This is a genomic window from Ferrimonas sp. YIN67 (genome assembly GCF_057219095.1).
Genome location: NZ_JBXVVJ010000003.1, coordinates 45270 through 65526, shown reverse-complemented (window position 1 = coordinate 65526; position 20257 = coordinate 45270). Strand labels below are relative to the sequence as shown.

The window sequence follows — 20257 nt, the reverse complement described above, 5'->3', positions numbered from 1 at the left end:
TGAATGATGCGGATCTCAACCAGCCAGTTTTATAACCTTAACGCGCGTAACATCACCGGGCTTCAATCGGACAGTAATCAGACCCTGATCCAGCTTTCCAGCGGAAAGCGGGTGAATACGGCCAAGGACGATCCGGTCGGGGCGATCATGATCGAAAATCTGGGCCAGCAGCAATTGCAGCTCAATCAGTACAAGGCCAATATCAACCTGGCCAATAATCGGCTGACCCAGCAGGAAACCCGGCTCAACGAGTATGAAAAGCAACTGCTGACCACCCGGGACAAGATGCTGCAGGGCAATGATGGTGCCCTGGGGCCGGATGATCGCAAGGCTCTGGCCCTGGATATTCGTGAGCAGATGACGGCCATGCTGGCCCTGGCCAATAACCAGGATGAGAACGGCAATTACCTGTTTGCCGGATACCAGACCGATACCAAGCCCTTTGTGTTCGATGCCAATGGGGATGTGGTGTACATGGGGGATGGCGGTCGTCGCAGTGCGACCATAGCCGACGGGGTGACGGTGAATGTCAGTGAGAGTGGTGATCGCCTGTTTATGCAATCGCCCACCGCCAGTGGGGATTACCAGGCGGATTATGCTAACGCCACCATGACGGGTTATACCTTTGTGGAGTCGGCCCGGATCACCGATCCGGCGACCCATGTGGCCGGTCCCATGGAGATTCAGTTTGTTGATGATGGGGCGGGGAACATCAATGTTACCGTGACCGATGGCGGTGGTACGGTGCTCCTGCCACCCCAGCCGTTTGATGCCTCCCAACCGCTGCAGTTTAACGGGATGGCGATCCAGTTAACGGGGGAGCCAGAGATAGGCGATCAGATCCCCATCGATCAGCAATCGGACCGTTCGATCTTCGATACCATGAAACGTACGGCGGAGTTGCTGGAGGATCCGGCCGGGATCGACAGCAACGTGGCTCAGGCGGAGTATGCACAGTTGATCGCAGATATCACGGTCAACCAGGGCCATGCCTCGGTGATCCGGGCGGAAACCGGTAACACCTTGCGCGGTCTGGATACCTTCCTGGAGCAGCATCAGGATATGGAGTTGGTGACTTCAGGCGCGAAGGCGACACTGGAAGACTTGGATTATGCGGCGGCCATTACCGAGTTTGAACGCCAGACCCTGGCCCTTAACTCGGTGACGCAAACTTTCGGTAAGCTTAATGGCATGACCTTGTTCAATTACATTTGAGCCGACGCCAAAACGGTCCCGCAAGGGGCCGTTTTTGTTTTCATGAAGGAATGTGTTGAGTGCGTCGAATTGTCCTAAGCTCACTTTACTGAACAAATGAACAAAAAACCTTCATGGAGGCTTAGCGTGTCCAGGATGACGCGACTCCTGTTTTCTTCATTTCTGGCTTGTTCTGGTTACCTGGTGTTGCTGCAGTGGTGGCCCGATCCCTTTTTGCTGACCGTTTATGTCGCTGTCGTAGCTGTGCTGCTTGCGCTGTGGCATGAACGCCGTGTGCGGCAGGTCAAGGGGACGGCCTCGCGCTGGCGTGCGACCGTGAGCGCTTTGTCTGAGCCGACACTGGTGGTGGATCCGCTAGGCACAGTGGTGGCCTGTAATGAAGCGGTTCAGAGCCTGTTGGACAGGCCCCCAGCGTTGGCAGACTCCATCGATACCTGTCTGCCACAGGATGCCCGGGAAGACTTTCATCAGGCCCTTGAACGGCTCTTCCACCCTGAGGGCCAGGCAAAGGCTCAGTTGTGGTTGGCACTTGGCAGCGAGGGACAAGCACAACAGCACTGTCTGCTGTCGATACAAAGGCTCGAAGAGAGTTCTCCCTTGGCGTTGCTCGTATTGAATGTTTGGTCCCCCGCTGGCGGAACGTTCCCCGCAGGAGCCCTGGGTCATCGGTATGGGGATAGCATTGCCCTGTGCCCGATGGGCATGGCCCATATGAGCCTGGCTGGACAGTTTATTCAGGTGAATGCCAGCCTGGTGGCGATGCTGGGATATGCACAGGGAGAGTTGCTTGCTCTGGGGTTACACGGTGTGACGCTGGAGGCGGACCGAGAGCGGGATCTACGGGATTTTGGCATTTTGCTGTCCGGCCGTCGTCGGCATTACACCTCAGAGCTGCGTTATCGCCACAAGCAGGGGCATCTGATCTGGGGGCAACTGACGGTAACCCTGGTGCCGGGGAACCCAGACTATTTCTTTATTACCTTGCAGGATGTGACGGCCCAAAGGGAGTCGTTGCAACGGAGCCGGTTATCGGAACATCGCTTCCGGGTGATGGTCGAGTCCTGGTCCGAACAGGTCGTTGCCTGGATCGGCTCGGCGGACCTTTCTAAGTTGCATTATGTGAATGCGGGCTTTGAGCGTCTGTTTGGCCGCAGTCGTGCCAGCCTCTATGAAGATCCTAAAAGTTTCTTTGAACTGATTCATCCGGATGACAGGGATCGGGTCGCAAGGCATTGGCAGCGTTCTCGGGAACTGGGCTGGGATCTCTGTTATCGGATCTGTCGGGAAGATGGTACGGTCCGCCATATTCGGGATCGGGGCCAGGGGATCCGGAACGAGGATGGGCGCCTCGGCTTTCTGGTGGGGATCACCCAGGATGTGACCCAGGAGGTGGTCTCCCATGATGAGTTGAGTGATTCCTTTGACGGCCTGGATAGGGCGTTCAGTGAGCTGTCGCTGTTTTCTCGCCAAGATCCCCTGACCGGGGTGCTCAATCGTCATGCCCTGCTGATGGAGTTGCGGCGCGAGTGTCTACGCTGTCATCGGCAGGCCCTGCATGCCTGCGTGGTGTTTATCGATCTCAACGACTTTAAGAAGATCAACGATACCTTGGGACACCAGGCTGGTGATCAGGTCTTGCTGACGGTGTCCCGTTTTCTCTCGTTGCGGATGCGAGCGACGGATCTGGTGGGACGCTACGGAGGGGATGAGTTTATTTTGCTCCTGGTTGATTGCAAACTCGATCAGGCCAGGCAGTTGTGCAGCAACTTCCTCGATCCCGGTGTGCCCCTGGAAGGGGAACGGCTGGATGGGAGGAAGCTTCACCTGTCCTGGGGAGTCGCGGAGATCAGCCAAGCGCAGGCCGATTGCGATACGGTGGTGGCGCAGGCCGATCAGCGCATGTATGAACATAAGCAGCGTACCAAGGCGCTTGCACGCCAGGCATTGCCTGATATGCGAGACGATGAGCGGGAAGAAAGCCAAACAGATCAATAAATTTCAGTGGTCTAATGGGATGTGGTAGCGGCTTTGAGTAAGCTGTGACGTTTTATTTGAATTGGAATACTGCCATGACACCCAAGCTCTTTGGTGAACTGATCCACAGTCGTCGCTCGGTACGCAAATACCAAAGCGATACCCCATTCGATCACGACGCGGTGCAACGAGCCCTGGAGTTGGCTCTGCTCTCCCCCAACTCCTCCAATATGCAGTTATGGGAGTTTCACCGGGTGGTTGATGCGGACAAGCGTGCCGAAGTGGCGCGTTGCTGTTTTAATCAAAATGCCGCCAAGACGGCACGGGAACTGGTGGTGATTGCCACGACACCTCATCACTGGCGAGAGCGGGCATCGCGCAATGCGGCACAGGTGCGGGATAACTTTGAAGGACGTGAAAGCCACGCCAGTGCCAAACGGGCGTTTTCCTACTATGAGAAGCTGATCCCGGCGCTGTACAACAACGACCGCTTAGGCGTTCGTGGCCTGATCCGTAAGGTGATCAGTGGCTATCTTGGCCTGAAAAAACCGATCATGCGGGAAGTGAGCAAGAGTGATGTTCGGGTTTGCCTGCACAAGAGCACCTCTCTGGCAGCCATGACCTTTATGACGGCGTTGCGCGCCGAAGGTTATGATACCTGTGCCATGGAAGGGTACGATTCTAAGCGCTTGAAAAAGGCGCTGGGTATGGATCCTCGCTGTGAAATCACCATGGTCATTGGTTGCGGAGAGCGGGCCGAGGATGGAGTGTACGGTGAGCGCCATCGAGTCGAGACTGATGTGGTGATCCGCACGCATTGAGCGTCAGTCCCGACAAAAGAAAACCGGCCCTCGCAGGGCCGGTTTTTTAATGTGTGGTGGGTTAGCCACCCAGTTCGTCGACGGCCACTTTGTAGGTGGGATCTTCCATCACATTGACTTCGACCAGATCGCCTGCCTTGTGCAGCAATTGACGGCACTCTGGGCTTAAGTGGCGCAGATGCAGGCGCTTGCCTTCACGCAGGTAGCGCTCTGCCAGGGTGTCTATCGCTTCCAGTGCAGAGTGGTCGGCCACTCGGGAGTCGCGGAAATCGATGATCACATCCTGAGGATCACTCTTCGCATCGAACAGATCCAGGAAGCTGGTGATGGAGGCGAAAAACAGCGGTCCCTGTGGCTGGTAGCTCTTCCAGCCATTGGCGTCCACGGCTACCTTAGCGGTCATATGGGTTGCGTGATCCCAGGCAAAGCGCAGGGCAGAAACAACAACCCCCACGAGTACGGCAACGGCCAGATCGGTCAAGACGGTGACGGCAGACACCAGGACGATCACCAGAGCATCGGCCTTGGGGATCTTGCGCATGATACGGAAGCTCGACCACTCGAAGGTGCCCAATACCACCATGAACATGACGCCCACCAGTGCGGCGATCGGGATCATCTCGATCAGGCTGGCACCAAACAGGATGAAGCCGAGCAGGAACAGGGCGGCGGAGGCGCCGGACAGCCGGGAGCGACCACCGGAGTTGATGTTGATCATCGACTGACCAATCATGGCACAGCCACCCATGCCCCCGAAGAAGCCGGTGACCACGTTGGCGGCGCCCTGACCGACACACTCGCGGTTACCCTGGCCTCGGGTCTGGGTCAGTTCATCCACCAGGGTCAGTGTCAGCAGTGACTCAATCAGGCCAATGGCGGCCAGCACCAGGGCGTAGGGGAAGATGATGGTCAGGGTTTCCCAGTTGAAGGGCACCATGGGAATGGCGAACGAGGGCAGGGTGCCTTCCAGGGTTGCTGCCGGATCTTGGGTCATGGCACGGACAAAATCCACCACCGAAGCGGTATCCAGCCCCAGGCCGTGCACCAGCAGGGTGACGGTGACAATGGCGGCCAGGGAGGAGGGGATCGCCCGGGTCAGTTTGGGCAGGAAGTGGATGATGGCCATGGTCAGGGCGATCAGGCCCAGCATGAGGTAAAGGGTCTGGCCCTGCATCCACACCCAGTTACCCAACTCATCCTGGACCTTAAACTGACCAAGCTGAGCCAGGAAGATCACAATGGCCAGACCGTTGACGAAGCCCAGCATCACGGGATGAGGGACCAGGCGAATAAATTTACCGAGTTTAAATACGCCAGCCAGGATCTGCAGGATCCCCATCAGGATCACGGTGGCAAACAGGTACTGGACACCGTGCTGGGCAACCAGGGCCACCATGACCACGGCCAGGGCCCCGGTGGCACCGGAGATCATGCCTGGACGACCGCCGAAGATGGCGGTGATCAGGCCGATCATAAAGGCGGCATAGAGACCCACCATGGGCTCGACGCCGGCAACAAAGGCGAAGGCGACCGCTTCGGGAACCAGGGCCAGGGCCACCGTCAGGCCAGACAGGAGATCTGCCCGTACCGTGGCTTGGGGATTACTACGAAGTTCAAACATACTGATATTGAACCTAAATTATGATGAGTGACAGGGATAGCCGCGGGAAGCTACCAGTGTGGCGCCATGTTGTCAAAGTGTAATGACTTTAGGACACCCTGTGGGCGTCGGCTAACGTGGATAAATGCCAAGTTTTACTCAGATGGGTCGTGTTAGATTATGGATATCAGAAACTGGGGGACTCAGAGATGACGCAGGGAGTGAAGATAGGGATTGCCTTAGGCAGTGGTGCTGCCAAGGGCTGGGCTCACATTGGCGTACTGCGTGAACTGTCCCGTTTGGGGATCAAGCCCGAAGTGGTGACCGGTTGCTCCATCGGTGCGTTTGTCGGGGCGGCTTATGCGGCGGGGAAACTCGATCCGCTCGAGGAGTGGGTTCGCGGTTTCTCCAGCTGGGATGTGATGGGTTTGATGGACCTTTCCTGGCGTCGGGGAGGGTTGATCCAGGGTGATAAGGTCTTCGATGCTGGCGGCAAGGCAATAGGTTTAAATCATATCGATCAGCTCGACTTACCCTTTCTGGCGGTGGCGGCGGATCTCTATACCGGTCAGGAGGTGTGGCTGGACGATGGGGAACTGGCTGACAACATTCGGGCATCCTGCTCCATCCCCGGGTTGATGGTGCCAAAACAGATCGGTGATCGCTGGTTGGTGGATGGCGCCGTGGTGAATCCCGTGCCTGTCTCAGCCTGTCGGGCCCTGGGGGCGGATCTGGTGATCGCGGTGGATCTGCATGGCGACAGTCGCCAGCATATTCATGATGTGGTCAAGGCGGATACGCCGGTGGCCCCGGCGCAGATCGAACGGCAGGACTCCAATACGGGCTTTATGGACTTTCTGGTTTCCGGCAGGGAGCTGTTAACCCGGGTGAAGAGAACTTTTACCAGTGATCATCCCAGCTCGATAGCAGTGATGCACCAGTCGATGCAGATCCTGGAGCAACGACATAAACGGGCCCGCCTGGTGGGGGATCCACCGGAATCGATCGTTCTACCCCGGGTCGGCGAGATCGCAACCATGGAATTCCAGCGGGCCGAAGAAGCGATTGCCGCGGGCGAAGCGGCAGTGCGGCAGGTAGCGCATCAGATAGAGGCGGAGCTGGAACGCTATACCAATGGCCGCAATGGGCATTGAGTCAGGACAGTGAGCGTGAAACCCTTGAGAGTGCAAAAAAGGCAGCGCTGGTGATCCCATGCTGCCCTTTAGCATCGAGCTCAGAGCCGTTGATCGCTTAAGGCTGGGTCTGCCGAAGCTCTTGCAGGCCGCCACCGTTGTGCACCCGGGAAAAACCTAACTGAGTTAAGGTTTGCTCGGCGATCCCCGAGCGGCGACCGCTGCGGCAGTAGACAACGATGGACGTATCCTTGCCAAGCTTCAGGCTACCAATGGTCTGGCCTATGGTGTCGAAGGGAAGATTATGGGCCTTTTCCAGGTGGGCGGCGCCAAACTCCTCGGCGGTGCGTACATCAATGATGACGGCCCCCTGCTCGATCATCTGCCAGGCCAATTGGGCACGATCCGGGGTTTGCGCCGTGGCTGCCGAACCCCAGAAATAGGCTAGAGCCAGCAGGGGCCCCAGCAGGCGGAGAAACTTCCCTGCGGTGAGTGTCATGGATATTACCGTTCCTGTTGTTGTTCCAGTTCGCGCTCGGAGCGCAAACCCAGTTTACGCATTACCATAGTGGCAGGACAGAAGCCGGTAAAGGCATTTTGAAACAGGTTGGCACCGACGAAGACGGTGAGCCAGACAAATAGGGGATGAACCCAGACCGTCAGTGCTACGGACAGCAGCACCATAAAGCCAGCAAAGGCATACAGGGTACGCTCGGTAGAGTTGGGTAGGGTACAGATGGGTTTGCTCATAATGGCCTCCGCAGGTCGCTGAGTTAGGCGCGGGCCGTCACCTTAGTTTAGTGGCGTAGACCCGTGCCGGGTTTGTTGAAATGTCAGTAGTTGTAACGGATCCGCAGCCAGCCGTTGCTGTTGTCGGCAAGCTGGCCGAAGAAGGTGTGATCCTCGCTGCCGCCGAGCAGGTTCAGGCCGGTGGTGAAACTCCAGTGATCGTCCAGCCGGTAGCTGGCCTGGGGCCGCAGGTAATAGTCGTCGTCCGTTGGGCTGTAGAAGGCGAACAGCGACAGGTTGAGCTTGTCCTGCATGGCGCGGTAGTTCAGCCGCACCGTGGTCAGGTGACGGTTCTGCTCCGGTGCATAGGCTGGATAGGGATGGACGGCCAGCCAGTCGCTGTAGTCACGCAGGTGCTCCAGCTGGTATTGCAGCCCCAGGGTGAGGTTGGCGACCAGCTCCTGCTGATAGCCTGCCAGCAGCATGAGTTGATCCGCCGGGACGGCCGAATTGCCGCCGTCCTGATCCCGGTAGTCGTGCCAGGCCCCTTCCAGGTTGAACAGGCCACTGCCCAGGGGCATCAGCAGGCTGGCACCATAGGTGTGCAGGCGGGTAAAGTCGGGCTGGCCCTGGGCGTTAACAGCCTCGGGCTGGCCGCTGTAACCCCAATACCCGTACAGGGCCCACTCGACTTTTCCGGCGGTGCCGAACAGGCGCGCCGCCAGGGCATCGTCGCTGGGCTCGTCGGGATCGATCCCGGGAGCCACCGGCCCCCCGGCCTGGGGATTGAAGAAGCTGAAGCGATCCCCACTGAGGTAGTTGTCGCTCTCGAAGCGGGGGATCCAGGCCAGATCCAGGCTGGCATATTCCGACAGGCCGAAATAGCTGACTTTCACCGCGTTGGTGGGGGCTTTGAGGTACTCGTCGTCCAGTCCCGAGAAGAAGGCTTGCCAGTCCTTGGGGAAGAGATCGTTGAGAAACAGGAAGTCGCCGGTGCCCCAGGTCAGTACCTGGCGCCCCAGCTTGATGTCGGTGTGCTGACCCAGGGCAAAGGCCAGGGTCAGCTCCCGCACATCGACTTGCCAGCCTTCCACCACGTCGTCGTAGCGCAGATCGGCGCGCAGATCGCCCCGCAGCCGGTCACCATGATAGCCACTCTCGATCCGGCCACGGGCTTCGCCCAGAGTCTGGCGGGGCAGGGCCGCGCCGTCACGCTGCAGCCGGTAGCCTGCGCCCAGTTCAACAAAGCCGGAGACAGGTTGCCAGGGGGAGACGGTCTCCTCCCCCCAGTCATCGCCCCAGCTGTTGTCGCCCCAGTCATCCTCGGCGGCGTTAGCGGACAGCGTGACCGCCAGGGCCGTGGTGGCCAAGAGCCGGGGGGCTAAAGTGTACAGGGTCTTTTCCATGGTCTTTTTTCCCTACAGGCGATCACAGATCAACGTAAATACTGGCTCGGCGGGGTGCGCATGCTGCGCTCGCCGAAGATGTTCTCCGGCAGCCCGATGTCGTATTGGACGCCGCGGAACTCCATCAGGGTGTGGCCGCCACTGCGCAAGTCATCGATGCGTGAGCGCATTACGGTGGCGTGACCCTGGATCTCCTCTACCTGGACCACGGAGACGCGGCGATACACCTCGCCCTGTTTGTCCTGGTACTCGGCTTTCATGGGCAGGAAGTGGGTCTTGTCGATCCATACCCTGTAACCGGCAAACTCGACGCTGGCGGGATCCTTGGGTTGCCCGCTGATCACATAATGCTCGGCGGTCTCCTCCACCAGGGTGAAGTTGTCCTCCTTAGGGTTACGGCCGGAGACGTCTTCGTAGAAGAAGTGGCTGCCGACGAAGGAGGTGCGCTTATCCCCGGCGCTGATCCGGCGCAGCAGATCCAGCCCCGGCAGGTAGAGCCAGCGGTCGTCGTCACTCTTGACCTGCTTCTCAACCCGGAACACGGTGCCGCGCACGTCCGACGGACGGGAGAAGAACACCAGCATCTGCTGATCGCCGCCGGCTTCCTTGGTGCGGCGCAGTATGGTGAACTGGCGCAGCTGCTCACGGCCCTGCTCGTCGACAATCTTCATTCGGGCCTGGCTGCGACCGTCATCCCCGGCGTAGAAGGACGCCAGGTTCGCCTTGTCGATGATCTGTTCGGCACTGTATTGGGCGGCCTGGGCGCCGAAGGCGGTGATGGCCAGTATGCTGCTCAGTAATAAAGTTTTCATTTCGTTCTCCTCGGCGTTCTTCAGGCCGCTTTCGATTCTGATTGGTCGGGCAGGGCCCGGCGGGCCACCAACTTCAGGGCCGCAGGTAACAGCAGCAGGGTGACGCTGGCGGAGACCGCCATGATGGAGGCCATCAACACGCCAACCGTGATGTAGGGCACCAGAGGCGCCAGCAGCAGGGGCGTGAAGCCCAGGGCGATGACGATGGCATTGCGACTGATGGCCCGGGCGGGCTCTTCAAACATCAGCTCGAAGGTCTGTGCCAGGGATCCGGTCTCCCGATGGATGGCCCGGGTGCGCTCCAGGAAGTGGATGGCAAAGTCCACCGACAGGCCCAGGGCCAGGGCCGACAGGACGGCGATGGGCATGTCGTAATCCTTGCCCAGCCAGCCCACCAGGCCGTAGATGAAGGCGATGGTCAGGGTGAGCGGCAGCATGGCGATCAGGCCAAACAGCGCCGAGCGGAACAGCAGGGACATCATCACGAAGACGATGACGAAGGCGGACAGCAGGCTGCCAGCCATGCCGCTGACCATGGCGTCCTGCCAGATCACATTGATGTAGGCCTTACCCGCCCAGTTGGCTTCGATGCCATCGGGCAGGGGATGGGCGTCGATGTAGTCGGCGACCCGCTCGATCACCTGGTTCATGTGCTGGTTATCGCCGGAGGTCAGCTGCAGCCACAGCAGGCTCTGGCGGTAGTCACGGCTGACGAAGTGCCAGAGATCGTCCGGTCGGTGGGAGGACTGGAACTGCAGCAGGGTCTGGGCCACGCCGGCGGCGCTGGCGGGCAGGGCGAAGTCGGCGTCGTCGCCGGAGCGCAGCTCACGGTTGACCGTCTTAACGATGTCGGTCAGGCCGTTGGATTTGCCTACCAGGCCACTCTCTTCCAGATCGGCCTTGAGGCCATCCATCCACGCCAGCACTTTGGGCTGGAGGAAGCGACGGCTTTGCTCGGCCAGTTGCTCGAGCTGGACCATGGCGGCGTCGATGGCGTCCAAAGTGGCATCGTCGCTGGCATCGAAGGCCTTGTCGTCCAGGGTGCGGATCAGGTCATTGATCCCCTGAGGCGTCAGTCCATTCTCAAGCCGAGCCACCTCATTCGGTGCAAGGCCTGCCTGACGCAGCAGCGGCGTCAGGGCGACTTGCTGAGTCTTGGTGAGCAGGGGCTGGGTGTCCTGCAGTACCAGCCAGGCGTCGTAGGTGCCGGCGAAGTGGTGGTTGAGGGCGTCATCGGCGATGCGGATCTCATGATCGGCCTTGAACCAGCGCACCGGGTTGTCGTTGATGCTGATCTGGCTGATCCCCACGGCAGAGAAGGCCAGTAGGGCGGTGGCGGCAATGAGCAGGGCCTTGTTGCGCGCCAGGGCGAAGCGGCCGAGCCGCGGCAGCCAACGGGCCAGCATGCCGCTGTGCTCGCTGTTGGCACTGCCGTGCAGTTTGGCCTGCATGGCGTCCAGGGTGGCGGGCTTCATCCGCACTATGTAGGCCGGCACCAGCAGGATGCTGATCAGGAAGGCCAAGAGAATGCCGCTGCCGACGAAGAAACCGAAGATCTGCACCGGTGGGATGGGAGTCAGCAGCAGGGAGTAGAAGCCCACGGCCGAGGTCACCGAGGTGAACAACATGGGGTTGAACAGATCTTCCATCACCTCGCGGATCACCGTTTTGGGATCCTGCCCTGCGCGGTAGCGATCGGTGAAGTCGGACATGATGTGGACGCTGTCCACCACGGCGATGGGCATCAGGAAGATGGCGATCATCGAGGACATGATGTGGACGGTGTAGCCCATGCCGATCAGGCTGCCCATGGTGGCGATCACCGTGGCCATGGCGACCAGCATGGGGGCTACCACCAGTGGCAGGCTGCGGAAGAAGAACCACATCAGGGCGAAGATCATGGCCCCGGCCAGGGGAGCGGAGATCGCCATCTGGATGAACATCTCCACGCCAAACTGGTTCTCCGCCACGGGCAGGCCGGTGATGTGATATTGGTCGTCGCTGTCCAGGGTCTGGATGATCCCGCGGATCTGCTCGGCCACGGCGAAGCTGTCGTCCTTGCGTTGCAGGGGAACATAGATGGCGGCGGCCATGCCGTCGCCGGAGACCAGGGTGTTATTCAGCATGGGCAGGCGCTTGACCGCGTCACCGATGGCCTGGGCGGCCTCCTGCGTCTGGGGTGCCTGCTTCATCATGTATTCGAAGCGGATGGTGCCGGGCTCGGCCTGGGTGATGTTGTCCGAGGTGGACAGGGCCAGGGTTTCGCTGCGAACGACGCCGTCGAGGGTGAGGATCTGCTCCGTCAGGCTGTGCATGGCGGCGAGGGACCGGGGGGTAAAGATCCCTTGTTCGGCCACCGCGCCGACCACGATGTTGTCGTGCATGGCGAAGTCGGCTTTGACCTGATTGTGGAAGGTGCGGGCGGGATCCTCCGCCGATAGCATGTTTTCCGGGTCGGTATCGATCTGGATATTGGGGATCAGGGCGGCGGTGGCGACCACCATGGCCAGGATCAGGGCATACACCTTACGGGGATGGTGTATGGCAAAGCGGACAAAAGACGATCTCATATCGACTCCATAACATAAGAGACTTCTAATGTGCTCAGGGTAAATTAGCTTTTGCTAATTTACAAGCATTAGTTTCTTCTAATTTATTTTAGCTCACCGAAAGGGCGAGCATTGCTCCATCGCATGATGGAGAAAAAGACACAAAAAAGCCCCACCCGAGGGTGAGGCATATTGTCGCAGGCGAGGATCAGAGGCGGGTGAGGATGGCGTCGGTAAAGGCTCGGGTGCCGGCATTGCCGCCGAGATCCCGGGTGACGCATTCGCCTGCGGCGATGGTGTCACGGACGGCGTCTCGGATCCGGGCGGCCTGTTCGGGCATCTCCAGGTATTCGAGCATCTGTATTGCGGCGAGGATCAACGCCGTCGGGTTGGCGAGATCCTGACCGGCGATATCCGGGGCACTGCCGTGAACCGCTTCGAAGATGGCGGCATCCTGGCCGATATTGGCACCGGGGGCCAGGCCCAGGCCGCCGATCAGCCCGGCGCAGAGATCGGAGAGGATGTCACCAAACAGGTTGGTGGTGACGATGACGTCGAACTGGCTGGGATCCATCACCAGTTTCATGCAGGTGGCATCGACGATCATCTCTTCAAACTCGATGTCATCGTAGCGTTTGGCTACCTCGCGAGCGGTCTTTAAGAACAGGCCCGAGGTGGATTTGAGGATGTTGGCCTTGTGCACCGCGGTGACTTTCTTCCGACCCTCTTTGCGGGCCAGTTCAAAGGCAAATTCACAGATCTGTTCGGCACCCTCCCGGGTGATGATGCTCATCGCTTCGGCGGTCTGGCCATCTTCGGATACCTTTTGACCGGCGCCTGAGTACATGCCCTCGGTATTTTCCCGAATGGTGATGATATCGACGTTTTCATAGCGCGCCCGGGTACCCTTGAGGGAGAGCACTGGACGGACATTGGCGTAGAGATTGAAGGTTTTGCGCAGGCTGACGTTGATGGAGGTGAAGCCTTCGCCTATGGGGGTGGTCAGGGGACCCTTGAGGGCGATCTTGTTCTTGGCGATCAGATCCAGTGTCTGCTGGGGCACCAGTTCGCCGTGTTTTTCCAGGGCGGCCAATCCGGCATCGGCAAATTCGTACTTGAATGGACAGCCCGCCTTGTCTAGGACTTTCAGGGTAGCTTCGACGATATCGGGGCCAATTCCATCCCCAGGGATCACAGTAATGGTCGTAGTGGACATGTACGCATCCTTCCCTATTGTTGTGTTTTACCGCCCGCAGATCCCTAGGACAGGTGTGATGTTCCTGTGACAGGGAATGGGGGCTTTGTTAGCATGATGCGGCAGAAAGTCTACCGCTTTTCATAGGTTACTTACCAGTTGGCGGAAAGTCGTAGCGCAAGATAGGGAAGATCTGCGAGGAAACTAAGTGAAAAATCTATTCGTTGTTCTGGGCACTCTGTTGGCCTTGTGTGCTCCTGTATCGCTGCCTTTTGCGGCACCGGTAACGCCCGAGGTGTTGATGGCGTTCCAAACCTTGGGCTCGCCCGTGATCAGTGACGATGGCAGTGTGGTTGCCTATGTGGGTCGCCCTGATCGGGGCGATCCCATCGGCTACCTGCGTCGTCCGGACGGTCACCTGTTTCGCCTTCCACAAGCGGAAGACCCAGTGATCGCTGCCGATGCTCAGCATGTCCTGTTCAGTACACCCGTCCCGCTGCTTGAGCGGGAGAATGCTACGGCGAAGGAGCGCAAAGCGTTGAAAGGGGGACGCCTGCTGGTGCATGCCCGGACAGGTAAACAGGAACGATTCGAGCGGGTGAAAGAGGCCCAGTTCAGCCACGATGGTCGCTATCTTCTGGTGTTGCACGCTGCGCCCGAGGCCGGGGAGGGGGAAAACGTTCCCGTGGGAACTCGGCTTGAGGTACTGGATCTTAAGCAGAATCGGCGCCAAGTGGTGTCCGATGTGGTGCAGGTGGCGATTGCCGAAGAGGGCTTTGGCCTTGCCTATAGCCGTGCCTTGGAGGCGGAGGGCGCCGGGGTGTATTTGCTGTCGGACGATCTAAGTTCAGTGCCAATCTGGCAGGAAGCGGGGCATGTGAACGGGGCACTGAACTTTAGCCGGGATGGCAAGCAGTTGGCTTTTACCTGGGGGGAACAGTCCAGTCCCAAGCGCCAGCGCGAGCACCAGTTGGGCCATTACCAGGATGGCAAATTGCACTGGCAGGATCTTAATCACGCCGATTTCATCGTGTCGGGCTTTAGTGAGCTTCGCTTCTCACGGGATGGTAAGCGTCTGTTTGTCGGGCGTCAGGCTCGGCAGCCGAAGATCGCAAAACCCGAAGCCTATGGAGACCAAGATGCCCTGCGTAGCCGGGAGCAGTTGTTGGCTCACAGTGATCTGGTGCTGTGGCATGGGGAAGATCCCCGGATCAAGCCCCAGGAGCAGAAGCGTTACGATGATGAATTTAAGCGTCAGTATTACGGTGTTTGGCACTTAGGCAGTGAAAACTTCATCCAGCTGAGCGATCCCCAGGTTCCGGATCTTCTGCTGGCGGACAATGCTCGCTACCTGCTGGCATCCAGTGATCTGCTCTATCGCAAGATGGCTTCCTGGGCGGGATTTTACCGGGACTGGTACCTGGTGGACCTGAAAACCGGTCAGCGTCGTCGTTTGCTGGTGCAAGCCCTGGGGGCGGATGCGCCGAGCCTGTCTCCCCATGATGATGTCGTGGTATGGCATGTTCGTGGTGAACTGTACTGGCATGATATTCGGGCCAACAGCACCAAAGATCTGGGCACCGGCTTTAGTGACGAGGATCATGACTATCCCAGCCCTGCGCCAGGTTACGGTTTTGGTCCCTGGCTTGAAGCGGGGCAGGGGGTGTTGGTGTACGACAAGTACGATATCTTCCAGCTTCTCCGGGGCGAATTGCTGCCCTTGACCCAGGGACGTAAGGAGCGAGTGATCCACAGGGTGGTTGAGACGGATCCCGATCTTCTGTTCTATGCCAGCGCCGATCCCCTGTTGTTGCACACTCATCATGAGATCAGCCGGGACGAGGGTCTCAAGCGGCTGCTGGTGGCGTCGAAAGCGATTGAGCCCTGGTTGCGGGGGTCGATGCGACAGCGGTTTGTTGCCAAGGCAAAGCGGGGGGACGCCGCCCTGTTTACTCAGGAGCGTTACGATCGCTTTCCGGATCTGCAACGCAGCCAAGGTTGGCAAGGGGAACTGGAGCGGATCAGCGATCTGGGGGATCAACTCGAGGAACTCGATTGGGGCAAGGCTCAACGTGTCAGTTGGCGTTCACGTACCGGTGAGCCACTCAGTGGCGTAGTGATCACGCCACCTGGCTACGATGGCAAGACGGCACTGCCGACCCTGGTCTACTTCTACCGGTTTATGAGTGATCGTCTGCACCAGTTTCCCCAGATGGCCCTCAATCACAGGCCCAGTTTCCCCTGGTATGCCAGTGAGGGTTACGCCCTGTTTTTGCCGGATATTCGCTTCGAGATCGGTCACCCTGGACGATCGACCGCCGATGCCCTGATCCCAGGAGTCGAGACCCTGGTGAGCATGGGGATCACCGATCCCGATGCGGTGGGTCTGCAGGGGCACTCCTGGGCCGGTTACCAGGGCGTCCAACTGGTGACCCAGACCGACCTGTTCAAAGGGGTGGTGGCCGGTGCGCCGGTAGCCAATATGACCTCGGCCTATGCCGGGATCCGCCTGGGCAGTGGTCTGAGTCGACAGTTTCAGTACGAGGCGGGACAAAGCCGGATCGGTAAAAGCCTGTATCAGGCGCCACAGGCGTATATTGAAAACAGCCCGGTATTCCATGCCGACAAGATCCAGACCCCAATGTTGATCATGTTTGGTGACAAAGATGATGCGGTCCCCTGGGAGCAGGGGATCGAGTTATATCTGGCGATGCGGAGGCTGGGTAAGGAGGTGGTGATGTTGCAGTATCAGGATGAACCCCATCACCTGAAGGAATACGCCAATCGGCTGGACTACAGCCTAAAGATGATGGCTTTTTTCAACCATACCCTCAAAGGTGATCCCGCCCCTGGCTGGTGGCTCTATGGTCAGCCCTTTACCAAGCCGGATCCCAAGGAGTGATCGCGTCGATTTGATGCGATAGCCCCGCACTAAGTGGCGGGGCTGGGTTGCTCAAGATCCGTTTTGCAGCTGTTCCAGGGCGGTATCCCCCCAGGCGGACAGCTTGCCATCGCGAAAGATCAGGGCGGTGGTTTCATCTTCCGTGGTCATGCCATCACCCTTCAGCCTGTGGGTACGGTAACGCAGGATCTTAACCTGTACGCCGTCGGATGCCCGGTAGGCTTCATTGAAGTCGGGCGAGCCCATCAGTGCGATGATCTGCTCCTGGGTCATGTCGAGTTCCAGCGTGGCAATGGTGGCGACGTTATGGAGTTGGCGGTCGTCCCAGTCCATCTCATCCGGTCCCGCGGGCTCACCGTCCCAGAGCAGCACCACCAGGAGCACAAACACCAGGTAGGCACCCAGCAAACTCAGGGTGATGGGCAGGACACGGCTCTTGCGCTCGGCACGGGGGGCGGGATTGGACATCGAAGGCTCACTTTGGCAGTTCAGACTGTCCATAGGTTAACAAAGTGTTGCGGTGGTGCAATGGCTAGAAGCCCGGTGCAAAAGCGAATTTGCGTAATGCTAACGTCGCTAGGCTCTAGGACTGCTTCGCTGTTAGATTCTGGGAAGATCAAACACTGAACGGCTATAGGGGGGCAAGGGAGTCGACAGCGATGGAAAGAGGCCGGTATTGATCAGAGCCCCGGGTGACATGCTCAAAGTTTGTCATATTGAGCAAGTTTTCATTTGGCAGCTTTTGGTACTTAAGTGCCTTTAATCCGGCCCCTGCATAGTCTGGAGAGGCCGTCAGCTTACGCTGCTTTGCCGCTACGCCAATCTGCGCGTCTCGCTTGTATGATGTCTTCAGGGTTAAAGCAGCCACCGTATCCCTCAGCCATGGAGCGAAATTATGGACCGTTCGCCTTGGAGGGGTTTTACCATGGGATCTCGGTGCCGTTATCCTTGACGAAGGTGTCATTTCGGTCCCCAGACAGCGCGTTCAACATCTGCTTTATCCCGGTGACCGAAGTTTGGATCTTAATCCAACCACTTTGGTGTTGGCGGCTCACCCACCTTGGCCTGGCATCGTCCCAGCTCACGGGCTGGGACAAACCGAGGCGTTACCAGGGGATGGGGCTGCCGTCGTAGTTGAAGAACTGGCCGCTGGTGGCGGGGGTGAGATCGGCGATCACCTGGCGCATGCCGCTGACCGAGGTGGTGGCGTCGATCCAGGCATTGGGGCCGCCCATGTCGGTCAACACCCAGCCGGGGTGCAGCAGGGCGAGCGGGTGGCCGCGCTCTGCCAGATCGATCGCCAGGCTCTTGCCGATGGCGTTGAGGGCGGCCTTGGAGGCGCGGTAGAAGTAGCTGCCGCCGCTGCCGTTGTCGGCCATGGAGCCCATCTTGGAGCTCATCAGCGCCACCTTGGCACCGTCAGCCAGGTGGGGTTGCAGTGCCTGGACCAGCAGCAGCGGCGCCAGTACATTCACCTGCATAATGTCGGCGAAGGGTTCGGCGTCGTAATCACCCAGGGGCAGCCCCTTTGGGCCGTAGACGCCGGCATTGCTGATCAGCAGATCCAGCTTTCGGCTGCCCAGGTAGTCAGACAATGCGGGGATCTCCCCATTGTGGCTGAGATCCAGTCCCACCAGCTCCAGCTGGCTGGGGTATCGCTGGGCCAGCTGTTGCAACTCTTCGGCCTGTTCCGGTTCCCGGCAGCAGGCGATAACGGTGGCACCGTCGCCGAGATATTGGCGAGTAAATTCCAGGCCGATGCCCCGGTTGGCACCGGTGATCAATAGGGTCGGGTTCATGCGTTCTCCTTGAGGCGGAATTGATTGAGATTGAGATCCAGTGCCAGATCCTGGCGTAGCCGGACCAGGGCATAACTGAGCCGGGCCTGGTATCTGTGGGTCTTGAGTTTTTCGCCCAATTTGCCCTCCACGGTTCCCGGGGTGAAGATCTGGGCCAGGCTACCGTGCTCGGCCAGCAATTTTTGTGCGGTTTTCTTGCCGATGCCGGGTACGCCGGGAATGCCGTTACCGCTGTCTCCGGCGATGGCCCAGAAGTCCAGCAGCTGGTATTGGGGCACCCCTATTTTTTGCTCCAGCCATTGGGGATCGATGGCATGGTTGTCGAAATGATCCCATTGGGCGATGCTGGGGCCGTGCAATTGACCAAATCCCTTGTCGGTGGAGAGGATCAGGGCCTGGCCCCCATGTTTGGCCAGTTTAACGGCGATGCTGGCGATCAGATCGTCCGCTTCGACGTCGTCTTGCTGAACGGAACCGACGCCGAGGGCTTCCAGATGCTGGCGTAGCTGGGGAAGCACCGAAGCGAGGTCGTCGGGCATGGGCTTACGATCTGCCTTGTACTCTGGATAGAGCTGTCGCCGCCAGCTGTTCTGGTAGCCACCATCCCATACCAGCATGGCATGGCTGGGGCGGTGCTGACGCAGGGCCTTCTTAACGCCCATTGCGCAGCGTTCAAACAGGGCCTCACGGTTGTCTGGAACCGTGGCATGGATCCGTCGGATCAGATTCAGTGCATCGATCAATAACAGTTGAGCGGTCATCCGTGATGGATCTCGTAGCAAGGGTGATAGGTACTGCCGGGCAGTTTCATTCGCCCCTGATCGATGAAGGCGGTTAACAGGGTATCCATGCGTTTCATCAACTCGGGATCGCCACGGAGCTGGAAGGGGCCGTGTCGGGCGATGGCTCGGATCCCCTCTGCCTTGACGTTACCCGCCACAATGCCGGAGAAGGCTTTGCGGAGTGTACCAGCCAGTTGGGCCACATTGACCTGGGGTTGCAGGGCCAGGTTAGCCATGGCGTCGTGATTGGGTTCAAAGGGCAATTGAAACTCCGGTTCGATCTTCAAACGCCAGTTATAGGCAAAGGCGTCGTTGGTTTGAATTCGGTAGGCCTTTACATTGGGGATCTGTTGCTTGAGACAGCGGGCGACGGCGACCGGGTCGTCGATGATGATGTGATAACGGGCCTGGGCCTTGGGGCCCAGGGTGGCACCGATGAAGTCGTTGATCTCATCAAAGTAGGTCCGGCTCTCTTCGGGTCCGGTCAGGATCACGGGCAGGGGCTCGGCGGTATTGTCTTGACTGAGCAGGATCCCCAGCAGATACAAGAGTTCCTCGGCCGTGCCGACGCCACCCGGGAAGATCACGATGCCGTGGGCCAGGCGGACGAAGCCTTCGAGACGTTTCTCGATATCCGGCAGGATCACCAGCTCACTGACAATTTGATTGGGGGGCTCGGCGGCGATGATGGAGGGCTCGGTCAGTCCGAGGAAGCGACCTTCCTTGTTGCGCTGTTTGGCATGGGCGATGGCGGCACCCTTCATGGGCCCCTCCATGGCTCCCGGGCCGCAACCGGTGCAGATATTGAGATCTCGCAATCCCATCTGGAAGCCCACTTCCCGAGTGTACTGATATTCGGCCGATTGAATGCTGTGTCCACCCCAGCACACCACCATATTGGTTTTGCCGCCGGTTGGGATCGCCTTGGCGTTACGCAGGATCTCAAACACGACATTGGTGATGTGAGTGGCGTTACTCAGGTTGATATGCCTGAGGTTTTCAAAGCGATCATTGATGTAGAGTACATCCCGCAGCACGGCAAACAGGTGCTCCTGAATGCTGCGCATCAATTTGCCGTCAACCAGGGCGTCCGGGGGCGGGTTGGTGAGCTCCAGCATGACACCGCGTTCCTGGCGTAGCACCCGGATCTGGAAGTCGGCAAAGCGTTGGAACAGGGTTTCGCTGTTGTCGGTTTCGATCCCCGCGGCGAGTACGGCCAGGGAGCAGTTGCGAAACAGTTGATAGAGATCGGATGCTGCGCTGTCACGCAGTCGCTCCACTTCCAATTGAGACAGCTGATCCAGACTGCCCCGGGGACGCACCTGGATCTGCATGCTTCC

Annotated in this window: 16 protein-coding genes; 5 read left to right on the top strand and 11 right to left on the bottom strand. The window is 59.0% G+C overall.

What is annotated here, in order from left to right:
* Positions 1 to 6: 6 nt before the first annotated feature.
* The 3 genes from flgL to AC2D8U_RS07475 all read left to right on the top strand — a co-directional run bounded on the left by flgL (position 7) and on the right by AC2D8U_RS07475 (position 4010).
* On the top strand, positions 7 to 1215 hold the full coding sequence (gene flgL / locus AC2D8U_RS07485) for a flagellar hook-associated protein FlgL (RefSeq protein WP_484618439.1): 1209 nt from the start codon (positions 7 to 9) through the stop codon (positions 1213 to 1215).
* Between the two features lie 135 nt (positions 1216 to 1350).
* Positions 1351 to 3210: a diguanylate cyclase gene (locus AC2D8U_RS07480; RefSeq protein ID WP_484618983.1), complete on the top strand. Its 1860-nt coding sequence runs from the start codon at positions 1351 to 1353 to the stop codon at positions 3208 to 3210.
* Between the two features lie 74 nt (positions 3211 to 3284).
* The gene (locus AC2D8U_RS07475) at positions 3285 to 4010 is read left to right on the top strand and encodes a nitroreductase family protein (RefSeq protein WP_484618438.1); all 726 of its coding nucleotides are present in this window, start codon (positions 3285 to 3287) and stop codon (positions 4008 to 4010) included.
* A 61-nt stretch (positions 4011 to 4071) separates the two neighbouring features.
* Here AC2D8U_RS07475 and AC2D8U_RS07470 read toward each other — a convergent pair whose 3' ends face one another.
* Positions 4072 to 5631 carry a SulP family inorganic anion transporter gene (locus tag AC2D8U_RS07470; RefSeq protein ID WP_484618437.1) on the bottom strand — a complete coding sequence of 520 codons (1560 nt, stop codon included), beginning with the start codon at positions 5629 to 5631 and terminating at the stop codon, positions 4072 to 4074.
* Positions 5632 to 5819: 188 nt separating this feature from the next.
* On the opposite strand from AC2D8U_RS07470, the gene rssA reads away from it, so the two are divergent.
* Complete coding sequence (gene rssA, locus AC2D8U_RS07465; protein WP_484618436.1) at positions 5820 to 6764, top strand: patatin-like phospholipase RssA; 945 nt, start codon at positions 5820 to 5822, stop codon at positions 6762 to 6764.
* A gap of 97 nt (positions 6765 to 6861) precedes the next feature.
* On the opposite strand, the gene AC2D8U_RS07460 is transcribed toward rssA, so the two are convergent.
* The 6 genes from AC2D8U_RS07460 to AC2D8U_RS07435 form a co-directional block, all read right to left on the bottom strand.
* Positions 6862 to 7242, bottom strand: coding sequence for a rhodanese-like domain-containing protein (locus tag AC2D8U_RS07460; protein WP_484618435.1), 381 nt, complete (start codon positions 7240 to 7242; stop codon positions 6862 to 6864).
* 5 nt (positions 7243 to 7247) lie between these two features.
* Complete coding sequence (locus AC2D8U_RS07455; protein ID WP_484618434.1) at positions 7248 to 7493, bottom strand: YgaP family membrane protein; 246 nt, start codon at positions 7491 to 7493, stop codon at positions 7248 to 7250.
* A gap of 83 nt (positions 7494 to 7576) precedes the next feature.
* On the bottom strand, positions 7577 to 8878 hold the full coding sequence (locus AC2D8U_RS07450; RefSeq protein ID WP_484618433.1) for a hypothetical protein: 1302 nt from the start codon (positions 8876 to 8878) through the stop codon (positions 7577 to 7579).
* Between the two features lie 29 nt (positions 8879 to 8907).
* The gene (locus AC2D8U_RS07445) at positions 8908 to 9690 is read right to left on the bottom strand and encodes an outer membrane lipoprotein-sorting protein (RefSeq protein WP_484618432.1); all 783 of its coding nucleotides are present in this window, start codon (positions 9688 to 9690) and stop codon (positions 8908 to 8910) included.
* A 20-nt stretch (positions 9691 to 9710) separates the two neighbouring features.
* Positions 9711 to 12260 carry an efflux RND transporter permease subunit gene (locus AC2D8U_RS07440; protein ID WP_484618431.1) on the bottom strand — a complete coding sequence of 850 codons (2550 nt, stop codon included), beginning with the start codon at positions 12258 to 12260 and terminating at the stop codon, positions 9711 to 9713.
* Positions 12261 to 12447: 187 nt separating this feature from the next.
* Positions 12448 to 13455, bottom strand: a complete 1008-nt coding sequence (locus tag AC2D8U_RS07435) for an isocitrate dehydrogenase (protein ID WP_484618430.1) — start codon at positions 13453 to 13455, stop codon at positions 12448 to 12450.
* A 187-nt stretch (positions 13456 to 13642) separates the two neighbouring features.
* Between AC2D8U_RS07435 and AC2D8U_RS07430 the strand changes: the two genes are divergently transcribed.
* Complete coding sequence (locus AC2D8U_RS07430) at positions 13643 to 16336, top strand: alpha/beta hydrolase family protein (protein WP_484618429.1); 2694 nt, start codon at positions 13643 to 13645, stop codon at positions 16334 to 16336.
* Positions 16337 to 16387: 51 nt separating this feature from the next.
* Here AC2D8U_RS07430 and AC2D8U_RS07425 read toward each other — a convergent pair whose 3' ends face one another.
* From AC2D8U_RS07425 to ppnN, 4 genes are all read right to left on the bottom strand, one after another.
* On the bottom strand, positions 16388 to 16804 hold the full coding sequence (locus tag AC2D8U_RS07425) for a DUF3192 domain-containing protein (RefSeq protein WP_484618428.1): 417 nt from the start codon (positions 16802 to 16804) through the stop codon (positions 16388 to 16390).
* A gap of 638 nt (positions 16805 to 17442) precedes the next feature.
* On the bottom strand, positions 17443 to 18135 hold the full coding sequence (locus AC2D8U_RS07420) for an SDR family oxidoreductase (RefSeq protein WP_484618427.1): 693 nt from the start codon (positions 18133 to 18135) through the stop codon (positions 17443 to 17445).
* A complete protein-coding gene (xni, locus tag AC2D8U_RS07415) occupies positions 18132 to 18896 on the bottom strand; it encodes a flap endonuclease Xni (protein WP_484618426.1) in 765 nt (254 codons plus the stop codon). Before xni ends, AC2D8U_RS07420 begins: the two co-directional genes overlap by 4 nt.
* On the bottom strand, positions 18893 to 20251 hold the full coding sequence (ppnN, locus tag AC2D8U_RS07410; protein ID WP_484618425.1) for a nucleotide 5'-monophosphate nucleosidase PpnN: 1359 nt from the start codon (positions 20249 to 20251) through the stop codon (positions 18893 to 18895). The genes xni and ppnN overlap by 4 nt, the downstream gene beginning before the upstream one ends.
* Positions 20252 to 20257 lie beyond the last annotated feature (6 nt).

Bases quoted from the DNA above. Each gene is read 5' to 3' on its own strand.
- AC2D8U_RS07460 (WP_484618435.1), bottom strand. From the start codon at position 7,242: ATGACACTCACCGCAGGGAAGTTTCTCCGCCTGCTGGGGCCCCTGCTG.
- AC2D8U_RS07475 (WP_484618438.1), top strand. From the start codon at position 3,285: ATGACACCCAAGCTCTTTGGTGAACTGATCCACAGTCGTCGCTCGGTA.
- AC2D8U_RS07440 (WP_484618431.1), bottom strand. From the start codon at position 12,260: ATGAGATCGTCTTTTGTCCGCTTTGCCATACACCATCCCCGTAAGGTG.
- AC2D8U_RS07420 (WP_484618427.1), bottom strand. From the start codon at position 18,135: ATGAACCCGACCCTATTGATCACCGGTGCCAACCGGGGCATCGGCCTG.
- AC2D8U_RS07435 (WP_484618430.1), bottom strand. From the start codon at position 13,455: ATGTCCACTACGACCATTACTGTGATCCCTGGGGATGGAATTGGCCCC.
- AC2D8U_RS07425 (WP_484618428.1), bottom strand. From the start codon at position 16,804: ATGTCCAATCCCGCCCCCCGTGCCGAGCGCAAGAGCCGTGTCCTGCCC.
- AC2D8U_RS07445 (WP_484618432.1), bottom strand. From the start codon at position 9,690: ATGAAAACTTTATTACTGAGCAGCATACTGGCCATCACCGCCTTCGGC.
- xni (WP_484618426.1), bottom strand. From the start codon at position 18,896: ATGACCGCTCAACTGTTATTGATCGATGCACTGAATCTGATCCGACGG.
- flgL (WP_484618439.1), top strand. From the start codon at position 7: ATGCGGATCTCAACCAGCCAGTTTTATAACCTTAACGCGCGTAACATC.
- AC2D8U_RS07470 (WP_484618437.1), bottom strand. From the start codon at position 5,631: ATGTTTGAACTTCGTAGTAATCCCCAAGCCACGGTACGGGCAGATCTC.
- AC2D8U_RS07480 (WP_484618983.1), top strand. From the start codon at position 1,351: ATGACGCGACTCCTGTTTTCTTCATTTCTGGCTTGTTCTGGTTACCTG.
- rssA (WP_484618436.1), top strand. From the start codon at position 5,820: ATGACGCAGGGAGTGAAGATAGGGATTGCCTTAGGCAGTGGTGCTGCC.
- AC2D8U_RS07455 (WP_484618434.1), bottom strand. From the start codon at position 7,493: ATGAGCAAACCCATCTGTACCCTACCCAACTCTACCGAGCGTACCCTG.
- AC2D8U_RS07450 (WP_484618433.1), bottom strand. From the start codon at position 8,878: ATGGAAAAGACCCTGTACACTTTAGCCCCCCGGCTCTTGGCCACCACG.
- ppnN (WP_484618425.1), bottom strand. From the start codon at position 20,251: ATGCAGATCCAGGTGCGTCCCCGGGGCAGTCTGGATCAGCTGTCTCAA.